The sequence below is a fragment of the Parafrankia sp. BMG5.11 genome (genome assembly GCF_004337455.1).
In genome coordinates this window covers 44,371-59,021 of record NZ_SJXI01000005.1, presented here as the reverse complement: position 1 = coordinate 59,021, position 14,651 = coordinate 44,371, and the positions used below count along the sequence as shown (strand labels likewise).

The 14,651-nt window shown below is 74.1% G+C and carries 10 protein-coding genes; 7 read left to right on the top strand and 3 right to left on the bottom strand.

The genetic code is table 11. The features are described from left to right. Nucleotides 1–56: 56 nt before the first annotated feature. Entirely contained in the window at nucleotides 57–1,859 is a 1,803-nt protein-coding gene (locus E0504_RS04910) for a glycoside hydrolase family 13 protein (RefSeq protein ID WP_373693864.1), read from the bottom strand. Nucleotides 1,860–2,029: 170 nt separating this feature from the next. On the opposite strand from E0504_RS04910, the gene E0504_RS04905 reads away from it, so the two are divergent. After that, on the top strand, nucleotides 2,030–4,333 hold the full coding sequence (locus E0504_RS04905) for a SpoIIE family protein phosphatase (protein WP_131622168.1): 2,304 nt from the start codon (nucleotides 2,030–2,032) through the stop codon (nucleotides 4,331–4,333). A gap of 42 nt (nucleotides 4,334–4,375) precedes the next feature. On the opposite strand, the gene E0504_RS04900 is transcribed toward E0504_RS04905, so the two are convergent. Both E0504_RS04900 and E0504_RS04895 read right to left on the bottom strand, forming a co-directional pair. Further along, on the bottom strand, nucleotides 4,376–6,079 hold the full coding sequence (locus tag E0504_RS04900; protein WP_112107647.1) for an SDR family oxidoreductase: 1,704 nt from the start codon (nucleotides 6,077–6,079) through the stop codon (nucleotides 4,376–4,378). Nucleotides 6,080–6,137: 58 nt separating this feature from the next. Continuing rightward, nucleotides 6,138–6,659 (bottom strand): HNH endonuclease, encoded by a 522-nt coding sequence (locus tag E0504_RS04895; protein ID WP_020462780.1) that lies wholly within the window; start codon nucleotides 6,657–6,659, stop codon nucleotides 6,138–6,140. 589 nt (nucleotides 6,660–7,248) lie between these two features. Between E0504_RS04895 and E0504_RS04890 the strand changes: the two genes are divergently transcribed. The 6 genes from E0504_RS04890 to E0504_RS04865 all read left to right on the top strand — a co-directional run bounded on the left by E0504_RS04890 (nucleotide 7,249) and on the right by E0504_RS04865 (nucleotide 14,615). Beyond that, nucleotides 7,249–8,484, top strand: a complete 1,236-nt coding sequence (locus E0504_RS04890; protein WP_131622203.1) for a mechanosensitive ion channel family protein — start codon at nucleotides 7,249–7,251, stop codon at nucleotides 8,482–8,484. 84 nt (nucleotides 8,485–8,568) lie between these two features. Continuing rightward, a complete protein-coding gene (locus E0504_RS04885; protein WP_071061445.1) occupies nucleotides 8,569–9,309 on the top strand; it encodes a response regulator transcription factor in 741 nt (246 codons plus the stop codon). Next, nucleotides 9,284–11,335: a HAMP domain-containing sensor histidine kinase gene (locus E0504_RS04880; RefSeq protein ID WP_131622166.1), complete on the top strand. Its 2,052-nt coding sequence runs from the start codon at nucleotides 9,284–9,286 to the stop codon at nucleotides 11,333–11,335. Before E0504_RS04885 ends, E0504_RS04880 begins: the two co-directional genes overlap by 26 nt. Next, nucleotides 11,332–13,695, top strand: coding sequence for a 4-alpha-glucanotransferase (locus tag E0504_RS04875; RefSeq protein WP_131622164.1), 2,364 nt, complete (start codon nucleotides 11,332–11,334; stop codon nucleotides 13,693–13,695). Before E0504_RS04880 ends, E0504_RS04875 begins: the two co-directional genes overlap by 4 nt. A gap of 229 nt (nucleotides 13,696–13,924) precedes the next feature. Beyond that, a complete protein-coding gene (locus E0504_RS04870; protein WP_235014288.1) occupies nucleotides 13,925–14,233 on the top strand; it encodes a hypothetical protein in 309 nt (102 codons plus the stop codon). Then, nucleotides 14,220–14,615: a DUF5130 family protein gene (locus E0504_RS04865; RefSeq protein WP_071061750.1), complete on the top strand. Its 396-nt coding sequence runs from the start codon at nucleotides 14,220–14,222 to the stop codon at nucleotides 14,613–14,615. The genes E0504_RS04870 and E0504_RS04865 overlap by 14 nt, the downstream gene beginning before the upstream one ends. The last annotated feature ends 36 nt before the right edge of the window (nucleotides 14,616–14,651 follow it).

The window sequence follows — 14,651 nt, the reverse complement described above, 5'->3', positions numbered from 1 at the left end:
GAGGTGAGCGGTTCGACGGGCGGTGGACGTCCGCCGTGCGGCGGTAGCCGGGTGGATCAACCCGAACGGGGGATGACCCACGCGGTGGTGTCCGGCGGCAGGACGAGCGTCGCGCCGTCGTAGCCGACCGGCCCGCTCGCCAGCACCAGCCGGCCGGCGATCTCCAGGCGTATCTCGCTCCGCGTGGCCATCACACAGGTCAGGGCGCCGGCGGCGGACGTCCGGTCGAAGGCCAGGCAGTCCGCGGGCAGATCGTCCCGCCAGCGGAACCCGGGCCGCGTGCCTGCCGCCCGCCCCGGCTCGCCCGAGTGCCCCGGCCCACCCGGCTCGGCCGCGCCGCCCGGCTTGGCCGTGCCACCCGGCCCGGCTGGTCCGCCGAGGAAGGGGAGCGCGCGGCGTAGCGCCAGCGCGCCGCGGACGAGCACCCTGGTCGACATCGGGTCCACGGACTGGGCGGACGCGGTCAGCGTCGCCCAGTCGGGCGGTTGCGGGAGCCACGGCTCGGCTGCCCCGGCGCTGAACCCGTACGGAGGCGCGTCGCCGGACCACGGCAGCGGCACCCGTGCGCCGTCCCGGCCGGGCGAGGTGTGGCCGGACCGTTCCCAGACCGGGTCCTGGCGGGCCTCGGGCGGGACGTCGACCTGCGGCAGGCCGAGCTCGTCGCCCTGGTACAGGTAGACCGTGCCGGGCAGCGCCAGCAGCGTCAGCAGCGCCGCCCGGGCCCGGCGCAGGCCGGTCTCACCGCCGCCGTAGCGGCTGACCGGACGGACGACGTCGTGGTTGGCCAGCACCCAGGTCGGCGGCGCGCAGACGGCGGCTGTCGCGGCCCGGGCGGCATCGATCGCCGCCCGCCACGCCGGGGCGGAGAACGGCGCGTACAGCAGCGAGAACGTGAAGGTCAGGTGCAGCTCGTCGGGACGGACGTACCGGGCGAGGCGCCCCGGGTCGGCGACCCAGGTCTCGCCGACGAGCACCCGCTGTCGGCCGTCGCGCCGGTCGTGGGCGTCGACGATCGCCCGCCACTCGCGGTAGATCTCGTGGACGCCGTCCTGATCCCAAGCGTGCGGCTCGATCTCCTCCCGGAAGCCGGTCTCCGGCGTGGGGAGCGCGTCGGTCGGATGGTCGCGCAGCTCACCGTCCTTGACCAGGCCGTGCGAGACGTCGATCCGGAAGCCGTCGACCCCCCGGTCGAGCCAGAATCGGATGATCTCGGCGTGCGCCGCCCGCACCCGCGGATGCTGCCAGTTCCAGTCCGGCTGCTCCGGGGCGAACAGGTGCAGGTACCACTGGCCGTCCGGAACCCTCGTCCAGGCGGGGCCACCGAACACCGAGATCCAGTTGTTCGGGGGGAGCGCACCGTCCGGGCCGCGCCCGTCCCGGAAAAGGTAGAGGTCCCGCTCCGGCGCGCCCGGCCCGGCCGCGAGCGCCGCCTGGAAGGCGGGGTGCGCGCTGCTGGAGTGGTTCGGGACCAGGTCGACGACGACCTTCAGGCCGGCCTCGTGGGCGTCGCGCAGCAGCGCGTCGACGTCCGAGAGAGTGCCGAACAAGGGGTCGACGTCGGTGTGGTCGGCCACGTCGTAGCCGTGATCGGCCATGGGGGAGCGGTAGAAGGGGCTGACCCAGATCCCGTCGACGCCCAGGTCGGCGAGGTCGGGCAGGCGCCGGCGGATGCCCTCGATGTCGCCGACCCCGTCGCCGTCGGCGTCGGCGAAGCTGCGGACGTAGACCTCGTACATCACGGCGTCGTGCCACCACGTGGAGTAATCGGTTTCCTCGGTTCCCGCTGGTGGCGCGGCCGGGCCGGAGCGGCCGCCGGGCTGCCCGGGTTCGCCCGCACGGTATGTGACAACGGGATCCATGCCAGCATCAAACCCTCTCTGCGGGCATGAAGTAAACGGGATGCTCCGGTTACGGAAAGTGTCCGTCGAGCGGCTCGGCGGGCGCGATGTCCGACTCTCGAACTACACTTCCGCGAGTGGATGACGTCACTGTCCGTTATGGTGTGCTTCCTGGGGGTAGATGTGTCCCGGTGGCTAAACGTCCCCTCGGTGCCGCGGCCGATCCGGTCGAGGCGTCCGGACGGGCGGCATCCGGACCGGCGACGTCCGGGCGGGCGACGTCCGGATGGGAGAGTCGAGGCCCGGTGATCGACACGGAGTCCCGCTCGGCGGGCTGGGCCGCCACGACGGCCACGGTTGGCCGCGCCATCGTCCGCGAGCTGTCGAGTACCCGGCGCCGGCGCCGCGCGCACGTCACCGAGGAGGCGACGCTCGAGCAGCTGTCGTTCCTCGCCGACGCGAGCCTGGTCCTGAGCAGCTCGCTCGACCCGCAGCGGATCATCGACATGATCGCATCCCTGGTTGTGCCCCGGATGGGCGACGCGGCCGTGGTCTGGCTTCGCGGCGACGGGGACAGCATTCGGATCGCCGGGTCGCGCTTTCTCGACCCGAAGACGGCGGACTTCGTCCGGGCCATCGTCCAGATCCACCCGCCGACAGCCACCGAGGACATCCCGCCGGGCGTCGTCGTCCGGACCGGCCAGTCGTACTACGTGCCCCGCTACACCGAGGACGTCGTCCGCCGGCTGTTCCCCGGCGAGGCCGCTGAGCGGTTCGGGGAGATCCAGGCAGGAGCCGCGATCACCGTGCCGATGTACGCCCGGGGGAGGGTGTTCGGCGCGCTGACGGTCGGCCGGCGCGAATCCGTCGAGTACACCGCGCTCGACATCCGCCTCATCGAGGAGCTGGCCCGGCGCGGCGGCACCGCGCTCGACAACGCGCAGCTCTTCCGGGACGTCGAGGAGTCCGCGCTGACACTGCAGCGCTCGATGCTTCCCGCGCACCCGCCGGCCCTGGACGGCATGGAGATCGCGATGGAGTACCGGCCCGGCACGGCCGGTACGGAGGTCGGCGGGGACCTCTACGACGTCATCCCGCTGCCCGGCGGGCGGGTCGGCGTGGCGATCGGTGACGTGATGGGCCGTGGCCTGCACGCGGCCGCGGTGATGGGCCAGCTGCGGGCCGCGCTGCGGGCGTACGCGCTGGAGGACTGGGGGCCCGCCGAGCTGCTGGCCCGGCTCGACCGGGTTGTCGACTCGCTGCCCGGCCTGCAGATGGCCACCTCCATGTACGCGGTGTACGACCCCTACTCCGGCCGGATGACGATCGCGAGCGCGGGCCATCCGCCGCCGCTGTTGCTGCTGCCCGACGAGGAGCCGGACTACCTCGTGCTCGAGCCCGGGCTCCCGCTCGGGACGGGTGAGCAGGGCACCTTCTCCGAGCTGACCGTCTCGCTCCCGTCCGGCTCGGCGTTCGTGATGTTCACCGACGGCCTGGTGGAGTCCCGGCGCCGGCCGCTCGCGGACGGCCTGGAGCACCTGAGGTCGGGCCTGGGCGAGCAGATTGCCCGTCCGCGCGCCGTTCGGGCGTTCGCGCCGCCTTCGGGTGATCCGTCTGTGGGCGCGGCGCCTGCCACGGGTGATCCGTCTGTGGGCGCGGCGCCTGCCACGGGTGATCCGTCTGTGGGCGCGGCGCCTGCCACGGGTGATCCGTCTGTGGGCGCGGCGCCTGCCACGGGTGATCCGCCCGCGGCCGCCGTGGCGCTGGCGGCCTCCGCGCCGGCTGCGGCCGCCGCGCCGGCCGCCGCGGCTGGCGGAGCCATGGTCACGCCGGAGCGGCGGATCAGGGAGCGGCGGTCGGGCCGGGACCGCCGCGGGGGCTACCGCAGGACGCGGGCGAGCGGTGACCGCCGCCGCACCGGCGGTGGCTTCGCGGCCCGCAGCTGGTCCGGCCCGGACGCGGTGAGCGGCAGCGGATCGGGCCCGAGCGAGGAGAGCGCCCGGACCCTGCTCGAGCGCTGCCTGCTGGCCGCGGATCTCCCGCCGCGCACGGACGACGACATAGCGCTGCTCACGCTGGTCACCCGGCAGCTGCGCCCGCCGCTGCTCCAGCTCGCGCTGCCCGCCGTCGCCGCATCGGCCGGACAGGCCCGCACGGCCGTCCGGCGCTCGCTGCTCGACGCCGGGATCGGATCACTCGACGACGCGATCCTGTTGGTCAGCGAGGTGGTCACCAACGCGGTGCTGCACGCGCGCAGCGATCTCGTGCTGCGGGCCACTCTGGAACCCGGGCGGCTGCGGGTGAGCGTCGAGGACAGGGAGGGCACCGCCCTGCCCCGGCCCGGCGGCAACTCCCCGGACGATCCGGAGGCCGAGCACGGCTGGGGCCTGCTCCTCGTCGAGGCGCTCGCGCAGGCCTGGGGAGTCGAGACGACACCGGACGGCAAGCGCGTCTGGTTCGAGATGGAGATCCCCGACGAGGCCGACCACACCTGAGACCACACTTGAGGACGAGGCGGTGTGCCGGCCGGTGGCCGGTCACCGGCCGGCCGGCGTGGTCGGCTCGATCGAAGTCGACTCCGTCGGGGCTGTCACAGCCGGCGCGGCCGCGGCCGGGGCGGACTCGGCCCGGCGGACGATAGTGCGCAGCATCCCGCCGAAGACCACGGCGTGGAACGGGCTGACGGCCCGCCAGTAGAGGTGGCCCGGCAGCCCGCGCGGCAGGAACAGCGCCCGCTGCCGGTAGACCGTCCCGCGGTCGGGGCCGCCTGGCTCGACGCGCAGTTCGAGCCAGGCGTGGCCGGGCAGCCTCATCTCGGCGCGCAGGCGCAGCAGCCGTCCGGGGACCAGCTCCTCGACCCGCCACAGGTCGATCGCCTCCCCGGTGCGCAGGTGGGCGGGGTCGCGCCGGCCGCGGCGGTGCCCGACCCCGCCGACGAGTGTGTCGAGCCACCCGCGCGCCGACCACGCCAGCGGCCAGCTGTACCAGCCGTTCTCGCCGCCGATCCCCTCGATGACCCGCCACAGGCCCCCCGCCGGCGCGGCCACGGCCTTCGACCGCTCGTCGGTGTAGAGCGAGCTCCCGGCCCAGGCCGGATCGGTCGGGACGGGCTCGCCTGGCGGAGCGCCGCCGGCCAGGATTCCGTTGGACGGGGCGTTGTCCGGCGAGCCGCCGTCCGCCGCGGTCCGGACGTCCGCCGCGACCGGGCGGTGCCCGCGGTGGCCGGCCCGGTCGGCGGAGAGGTACGCGGCGACCTCGGGGAACGGCGCGGCGAGCGGGCTGCCCGGCCAGACCGCAGTCGACCACCGGGTCTCCACCGTCCGGTCGCGCACCCGCGCCAGCGCGTAGGCGACCGCGGTCTCGAACGGCAGCAGCCCCTCGGGCGGGTCCGGCACCCACCGCGCGATGTCGTGCTCGCCGACGACGACCTCCGTCCGCAGCGAGCGGACCAGCGGCCGCGCGATCGCCCGGGGGACCGGCGTCACCACCCCGACCCACAGCGACGACAGGCCGGGGGAGAGCACCGGCACACGGATGATCACTCGGCGACGCAGGCCCTCGACCGCCGCGAAACGCTGCATCATGTCGGCGTAGGTCAGGACGTCCGGCCCGCCGATGTCGAACGAGCGGTTGATCCCGGCCGGCAGCTGGAGACATCCGATGAGGTAGTGCAGGACGTCCCGGACGGCGATCGGCTGGATGCGGGTCCGCACCCAGCGTGGGGTGAGCATCACCGGCAGCCGCTCGGTGAGGTGGCGCAGCATCTCGAACGACGCGCTGCCGCTGCCGATGATGATCGCGGCGCGCAGCACGACCGTGGGCACCCCGGAGTCGAGCAGGATCCGCGCGACCTCCTGCCGGGACGCCAGGTGCGCCGACATGCCGATGCCGGTGGCCGGGCTCAGCCCACCCAGGTAGATGATCCGCCGGACGCCGGCGGCCCGCGCCGCCCGCGCGAACGCCGCGGCCGCCCGGCGGTCGACGGCCGAGAAGTCGCCGCCGGTGTCGATCGAGTGGATCAGGTAGTAGGCGACGTCGACATCCTCCATCGCCGCGTGCAGCGACTCCGGGTCGAGGGCGTCGGCACGGACCACCTCGATGTCGGGATGCCGGGCCCAGCCGACGTCGGACAGCCGCGCCGGATCACGGGTCATGCAGCGGACGTGATGGCCCTGGCCGAGCAGGCGGGGTGCCAGCCGACCACCGATATACCCGGTCGCACCGGTGACGAGTATGCGCACCCCGGGTACCTGCCCCGGCCTGGCGGCGGGTACCGCCCCACAGACCGGGTGGGACGGGTCAGGCGCTCGCGGCCTCGGAGACGTCCCCCACCGTGCTCAGGTACCGCGACCACCGCGGGTCCATGCGACGGGACCCCAGAATGCGCCAGGCGGCTCCGCTCGGCGCTCTGGGCGCCGTGCGAAGCCGCCAACCGAGGTCCGCGACGGCCCGGTCGGCTTTGACATGGTTGCAGCGGCCGCAGGCCGCCACGACGTTCTCCCATACGTGTGGCCCGCCGCGAGAGCGGGGGATCACGTGATCCAGTGATGTCGCCGGGGCGTTGCAGTACACGCACCGGTGATGGTCGCGTGCCAGTACACCCTTGCGGGTGAGTGGAATCTGTGAACGGTAGGGCACGCGTACGAACCGTGCCAACCGCACGACGATCGGAACCTCGACTGCGGCCGTCGTCGAACGCAGCACCTGGCCGGCGGATTCGACCATCACGGCCTTGTCGGTCAGAACGAGCACCAGTGCTCTTCTTTGTGACACCACGCACAGAGGCTCGTACGTGGCATTGAGAACCAGCGCCTCTGCCACGCGCCGACCTCCTGCCCACCCGAGGGTCCTCGCGGACCGTCCTACCCAGCGTCTCCGGTGACAATGGACAGTCAACCTTCTTCGGCGGCAGAACGCGAGCCTGTTTGCATGGTCATCCGTCCCGGCAAAGCGTCGATGTGCATATCCGGCGTGGTTTGTGACGAACAACAACCTCATTCGACCGTGTGCCGTGACCGAAAAATTACACTGTGTGACTGACTGTCGGGCCGTGTCCGTGTGTGGCCGACACGGGGGTGCCCGCCGTCCGGGTCCGCCGATGGGCAAGACTGTCAAGGTCGACTCGGCGCTGCGCCAGCTCGCTGTGCGGGCTACGGAGCGCCGCCGGGGGATGGGTGCCGGCGGCCTTGCCGCGGCCCGGCCGGGGGGCTTCCAGACGCACACGGCGCCCGATCGGCGTCGATCCGACTGAGAGACCTGCTTACGGAGGATGGCCGGCGTTGTGTCCATCTCACGTGTCCCGTTTGGTGCTGTCCCGTTCGGTGGCGTGCCCGCCGAACCAGTCGCGGCCGGGCTGCCCCCGGCGGTCATGGGCGCGGAGCCGTCCCTGCTGGCTCAGCCCGTGATCCCGATGCTCGGCGCGATCCTGTCGCCCACCGCCGCACCGACGACCGCGGCGACGGTCTCGCCCAGCCCCATACCCTCGGTGTCGATCTCGCCCGGTCCGACGACGGATCCGCTCGTCTCGATCGAGGGCGTCGCGAACGCGCTGCGGGACGCCTGCGGCACGGACCCCGGCCTCATGTGCCGCACCGTGTACGACGTCACGGGCAGTAACTATCTTGCGTCCGGCGCCGAGGTGTTCCTCGGCACGCCGATCAAGATTCTGCTGATTCTGCTGTTCGCGATGGTGATCCGGACGCTGCTGCACCGGTTCATCCGGCGGACCACCGAACGGGCCGCCTCGGGGCGCAGTACCGGCATGCTGCGCGGGCTGCGGTCGAACACCTTGCTGGGCGCATTCGGTGATCCGACCGTTCTGCTCGAGCGGCGGCGCCAGCGTGCCGGAACGGTCGGATCGCTGCTGCGCAGCGTGACGTCAATCTTTGTGTTCGGGCTGGCTTTCCTCACGATCCTCGGCGAGCTCGGCCTGAATCTAGCCCCGATCGTGGCCAGCGCCGGAGTGCTCGGCATCGCCGTCGGTTTCGGTGCGCAGAACCTCGTGCGCGACTTCCTGTCGGGCATGTTCATGCTGCTGGAGGACCAGTACGGCGTCGGCGACGTGATCGATGTCGGCCCGGTCTCGGGCACCGTCGAGGCGGTGAGCCTGCGGATGACCCGAATGCGCGACGTCGAGGGGACGGTCTGGTACGTCCGCAACGGCGAGATAACCCGGGTCGGGAACAAGAGTCAACAGTGGGCCCGCACGGTTCTCGACGTCCCGCTCGACTACGACACCGAGGTCGCCGCCGCGAAACGGGTGCTCGTCCGGACGGCCGACAAGCTGTGGAAGGACGAGGCCTGGTCCGGCCTGATCCTCGCCGAGCCGGAGGTCTGGGGCATGGAGACCATGACCGCGGACGGCTACACGCTGCGGATCGCCATCAAGACCCAGCCGCTCAAGCAGTGGGACGTCGCCCGCGAGCTGCGGGAGCGGGTCCGGGCGTCGCTCGGCCGGGCCGGGATCGAGCTCGGCACCGTCCAGCGCAGCGAGGTCGTGGTCGTCGACGACGATGACGACGACAAGCCCGCCGAGGAGGAGGAGACGCCGGGCGGCACCGGCGGCTCGCCGGACCAGGGCGCGAACGACGTGCCGACACCCAGGATCGATCCGCCCGCGCCGGCCCCTTCCAGGCACAGCGCCTGAAGCGGGGCTGAGGATCGGACAAGGTCTTGCTGAGATGCGCGTCCGGAGCATGGAACTGTCGGGCGAGCGGGGCAGACTGGAGCCGTGCGAGTACTGGTGGTGGACGACGACGCGGCCGTCCGCGAGTCGCTGGAGCGGTCGCTGAGGTTCGAGGGCTACGAGGTGCGCACGGCGCCCGACGGGGTCGCCGCGCTGGAGGTGGTGGCGCGCGACCAGCCGGACATCGTCGTGCTCGACGTGATGATGCCGAGGATGGACGGCCTGGAGACCTGCCGCCGTCTGCGGGCGCGCGGTGACGACGTCCCCGTCCTCATGCTGACTGCCCGTGACGGGCTGGCCGACCGGGTCAGCGGCCTCGACGTGGGCGCCGACGACTACCTGGTGAAGCCCTTCGCGTTGGAGGAGCTGTTCGCCCGGCTGCGGGCGCTGATCCGGCGGTCCACCCTCGTGACACGGGCCAGCGTGGGCCACGGCCCCGCGCAGGGCGCCGAGCCGGGCCAGGGCGTCCCCCCCGCGCTGTCGTACGCGGGGGTGGCGCTCGACCCGGCGAGCCGCCAGGTCCTGCGGGAGGGCCGGGAGCTGACGCTGACCAAGACCGAGTTCGAGCTGCTCGAGCTGTTCCTGACCCATCCGCGCCAGGTCCTCTCCCGATCGATGATCATGGAGAAAGTCTGGGGCTACGACTTCGGACCCTCCTCGAACTCCCTGGAGGTGTTCGTGAGCTACCTGCGGCGCAAGCTCGAGGCCGGCGGGGAGCCACGGCTGCTGCACACGGTGCGCGGGGTGGGTTACGTCCTGCGTGAACCCGCCGCCGACCGGGTGTGAGCCCGCTGCCGCTGTCAGGGCCGACGATGCCGACGAAACCGGCCAGGTCGAAGAGGCGGGCAAGGCCGACAAGGCCGACAACGCCGACGAGGTCGGTGTGACCGGGCCGGAGCAGCCGGCGGACACGCTGGTCGAGGGCCGGCGGGTGGGGGGTCCGTCGTCCCGGCCGGCGGCGTCGCGCTGGCCCAGCCGGCTCCCGCGGCTGACGCTGCGGGCCCGGATGGCGCTGCTCGCCGGGGTGGCCGTAGCCGCCGCGGTCGCCGTCGTGGTCAGCGTCGCCCTCGGCGTCACCCGGATCGTGCTGAACCAGGCGATCGACGACCAGCTCCTGGAGCAGGCCAAGGCGTCGGCCGGCAACCTGCAGGCGAGCCAGATCAGCGTCCGGGCCCTGAACTTCGGCATGGAGCTGCAGTTCCTCGACGGCGACGGAGTGCCCCTGGAGAGCGCCTTCCCGTCGCTGGAGACCTTCGCGATCCCCGTCGACGCGGCCGACGCCGAGGTCGCGCGGGGCCTGCGTGGCAAGAACCTGCGCACCGTCACGGTCGAGGGCCAGCGGTACCGGGTGGCCACCGTCCCGCTGCGCTATCCGCCGCCACTCACCGGCACCGGGGCCCTGCAGCTGGCCCGGTCCACCTCCGACGTGGATCGCACGCTGCGCGATCTCGGGCTGGTGCTGTTCATCGTCGGGCTGGTCGGCGTGGTCGGCTCGGTGATCGCCGGCCGCCTCGTCGCCCGCGCCTCGCTGAAACCGGTGGACGCCGCGGCGGCCGCGGCGGAGGAGGTGGCACGTACCCAGGACCTCTCCGCCCTGATCCCGGTCACCGGCTCGGACGAGATCGCCCGGCTGGCTACCAGCCTCAACAGCATGCTGCGGGCGCTGGAGGCATCCCGGCTGCGGCAGCGCCAGCTCGTCGACGACGCCGCCCACGAGCTGCGCACGCCGCTGACCAGCCTGCGCACCAACATCGAGCTCCTGATGCGGGCGGAGACGACTCCGAACCGGGCGCTGCCCGCGGCGGACCGCGACGCGCTGCTGCGCGACGTCGACGCCCAGATGCGCGAGCTGACCGCGCTGGTCAACGAGCTGATCGAGCTGGCCCGCGACGAGGTGCCCACGGAGGAGATCGAGCGGCTCGACCTCGCCCAGGTCGTGCGGGCCGCCGCGGACCGGGCCCGGCGCCGGGCGAACACCAAGGGCATCCGGATCGAGGTGAACGTCGAGCCGTCCCTGGTGGACGGGCGGCCGAGCCTGCTGGAGCGGGCGGTGACCAACCTGCTGGACAACGCGGTGAAGTTCAGCCCGCCGTCCTCGACCGTGCGGGTGGTCAGCCGGGCCGGCGAGGTCACCGTCGCCGACGAGGGCCCGGGCATCGCGCCGGCCGACCGGGCCCGCGTCTTCGAGCGCTTCTACCGGGCCACGGCGGCGCGCAGCCTGCCCGGCTCCGGCCTCGGCCTGGCGATCGTCGCGGACGCCGCGGCGATGCACGGCGGGACGGCCGAGGCCGCCGAGTCGCCGTCCGGCGGCGCGCTGCTGCGGATGACATTGCCCTGCGTGGCGGCCTGGGAGCGGGGGGTTCCCTGGGACGGCGACGATCCCGTCGGGTACGGCGGGTTCGTCTCCGACGGCGGGACCGCCGGCGCGAACGGCTCCCTTTCGGCAGGCGGCCCTCCTCCGATGGGCGGCCCTCTGCCCATGGGCGGCTTCGCTCCGGCGGGCGGAGCCGCGCCCGTGGGCGTCTCCCCGACGCGCTCCGGGCCCGCGGCTGCGGCTGCGGACGCGGACGCGGACTCGCCGTGGCGGCGGCCGGCCGGCGGCTCCGCGGCGGCCGCCGAAGCGGAGCAGGCGGTGGCCGAGAGAGCGGAGACGGCAGAGCAGACGGCAGAGCGGGCGGCTGGGCGGGCGGCTGGGCGGAAGGCGGGCGGGGCAGGCGCGGGCGGTCCGGCCACGGCGCCCGGCGTTGGCGCGGAGCGGCCCGGGGGGCGTCCAACGGTCCGCCCGGGGCAGCGGGCAGGATCAGGTCCGTGACATCCGCGACCGAGCGCCCCGACCAGCCCGCCGAGCCCCCCGCTGCTACCGCGGCGCCTACCGCTGCGGCGCCGTCCACCGCCGGGCCGTCAGCCGGCGGCGCGGTCGGAGCCGGTGGGCAGCCGGGTCCGGCGTCTGTCTGGTCCGGGCTCGGTGACCTCGCGGCCCTCGCCGCCGAGTTCGGGGTGGCCACGTCCTACGACGGGCAGGACGGCACGCCGGTCACGGTGCAGCCGACGGCCGTCCGGGCGGCGCTGGGCCTGCTCGGCGTCGACCCGTCGGACCCGGCCGTCGCGCTCGCCGGGGCACGCGAGGCGCGTCGGCGGCGCCCGCTGCCCCCGTGCGCGGTCGTCCGGGCGCAGGCCCCCGCGCCGGTCGCCGTGCATGTGCCGGATGCCGCCGCGGACGCCGTCACCGCCGAGGCCGTGCTGGCCGGAGGGGAGAGCGTGCCGCTGTCGGTCGGGCTGCGCGGCACCGTCGGGGAGGTCGACGGCCGTGCCGTCCGCGCCGGCACGGTGGACCTGCCGTCCGGCCTGCCGCTCGGGGATCACCGCCTGCGGCTGAGCTTCGGCGGGAGCACCGCCGAGTGCCCGCTGATCGTCGTCCCGGAGCGCGTGCCCGACTTCGCGGCCGCCCCGAGCCCGGCCGAGGCCACCGGGCGGGCCTGGGGCTGGATGATCCAGCTGTACGCGCTCACCTCCGCGGGATCGTGGGGGATGGGCGACTACGCCGACCTCGCCACCCTCGCCGAGTGGTCCGCGCGTGACGGCGCCGACGTTCTGCTGGTGAACCCGCTGCACGCGGTGGCGCCGACCTTTCCGGTCGAGCCGTCGCCGTACTCGCCGGCGAGCCGCCGCTTCGTCTCACCGCTCTACCTGCGGCCCGAGCTGACCCCGGAGTACCGGCACGCCTCCGAGACGGTGCGGGCGGAGGTCGACCGGCTGGCGGGAGTCGCCCGCCGGGAGGGGACCAGGGACGGCCTGATCGACCGGGACGCGGTGTGGCGGGCCAAGCTCGCCGCCGTCGAGCTGCTGTTCACCTCGTCCGGCGGCGGGACGGGCGACGGGCCGGCCGGTGGGCAGGAGGCCGACGGCGCGCTGCGCGACTTCGCGCTCTGGTGCGCGCTCGCCGAGCGGCACGGCCGGGACTGGCGCACCTGGCCGGAGGACCTGCGCGATCCCGCCGGGCCGGCGGTCGACGCCGCGCGCGCCGGGCTGGCGGACGACGCCGCGCGCGCCGAACTAGCGGAACGCGTCGCGTTCCACGTCTGGCTGCAGCGGCGGTGCGACGACCAGCTCGGCGCGGCGCAGGCCGCGGCCAGGGCGGCCGGGATGCGGGTCGGCGTCGTTCACGATCTGGCCGTCGGGGTCGATCCGGGCGGCGCGGACGCCTGGGCGATGCGCGGCGTGCTGGCCACCGGTGCCTCCGTCGGCGCCCCGCCGGACGGCTTCAACCAGCAGGGCCAGGACTGGGGCCTACCGCCGTGGCGGCCCGACGTCCTCGCGGAGAGCGGGTATGCCCCGTTCCGGGCGATGGTCGCCGCGGTGCTGTCCCGGGGCGGCGGGCTACGGGTGGATCACATTCTCGGGCTGTTCCGCCTGTGGTGGGTCCCGGACGGTGCCGGTGCTGCCGGCGGCACCTTCGTCCGCTACGACGCCGAGGCGCTGCTGGGGCTGCTCGCCCTCGAGGCGCACCGGGCCGGCGCCCTGGTCGTCGGTGAGGATCTCGGCACCGTCGAACCGTCGGTGGCCGAGGCGCTCGACGGCGCTGGCATCTTCGGCTCCTCGGTGCTGTGGTTCGAGCAGGCGGCGGACGGCTCCCCGCTCCCGCCGGGCGAGTACCGGGCCCGGACCATGGCCAGCGTGACCACGCACGACCTGCCGACCGCCGCCGGCTTCCTCGAGGGCGAGCACGTGCGCGTGCGTGCGCGGCTCGGCCTGCTCGCCCGCACCGACGAGCAGGAACGCGCCGCCTGGCTCGCCGAACGCGCCGGACTGATGCGGCTGCTCGCCGACGAGGGCCTGGTGAGCCCGCCGGCGGGGGTCGTGGCGGCGGAGGAGGATCGCCTCGATCCGGAGCTGCGTGCGGCGGCCGCGCTCGGCCTGCACGTCCTGCTTGCCCGGTCACGCGCGCGGATCGTGCTGGTCGCCCCCGGCGACGCGTTCGGCGACGTCCGCCAGCCGAACCTGCCCGGGACGGTCGACAGCTATCCGAACTGGCGGCTACCGGTCGTCGACGATGCCGGGGAACGCGTCACCGTCGAACGGCTGATCACCGATCCCCGGTCGCGTCGGATGGTCGAGGCACTCGGGGCGATCACCGCCGATCGGGCGGGAGCCACCACCACCCGGCGCCCCTGAAGCGCTGTGGCACGCGTCGCCGGGACGCAACCGTGCTCGTCGGCGGTGTGGGCGAGCTAGCTCGCACCCCTGGGCACGGATCGTGCCGGCCGTTCCCGGTACCCTTCCGGACGTGATTCCACGTCGTCCGCGCCGTACGTCTCGGCGGTCCGCCGCGGCCGGCGATCTGCCCCCGACCTCCAGGTCGGGTCGGCGGGTCGCCGCGCGCCGCGTTCTGACCGTCGCTGCGTTGTCCCTGTTCACGGTGCCCTTCCTCGCGGTGTCGGCCTCCGCGCAGGATGTGGGGACTCCCTACGACCCCGACCCGCTGTCGGCTGTCCATGCCTGGGCGCTCTACGGTGGAACGGTCATCGGCGGCTTCCTGCTGGCGTTCCTCCTCACCGCGGTGACGAGCCGACTGAGCCGCCCGTCGCGCTACCGTCCGGGCCAGCCTTGGGAGCACGACGAGATCTGGATCGGCGCGAAGCCGGAGGACATCGAGGCGAAGCGTTCGCGGGCCGCCGTACCGGGTGCGGGTGGTGCCAGTGGCACCTGGTGAGGCATTCACCCACGAGCAGACCGAGCGGATCGAACGTGCTCGGCAGTCCGCGCAGACCCAGACCGGCATCCGCTTCGCTGTCCGCGTCGGTGCGCTGGACGGCGATCTGAAGCTCGCCGCCGAGCGGCTGCTGGGCGGCCTGGCCGATCCCCGCAACGACGAGGCGGTGCTCGTCGCCGTCTCCCCGGGGCAGCGGTTCGTCCGCGTTGTGACCACGCCGGCCGCGAAGAAGCGCATCAGCGACTCGGCCGCCGGTCTGGCGGCCCTGGCCATGACGTCCAGCTTCGCTCTCGGTGATCTGGTGGGCGGTGTGATCACCGGGCTGCGTCAGCTCTCCGACGCCGCCGGCGCGCCCGCCGCGCCGACCGGGTCCCGCCGCTGATCTCGACGGTTCCCGCCGCTGACACCGGCCGCCGCG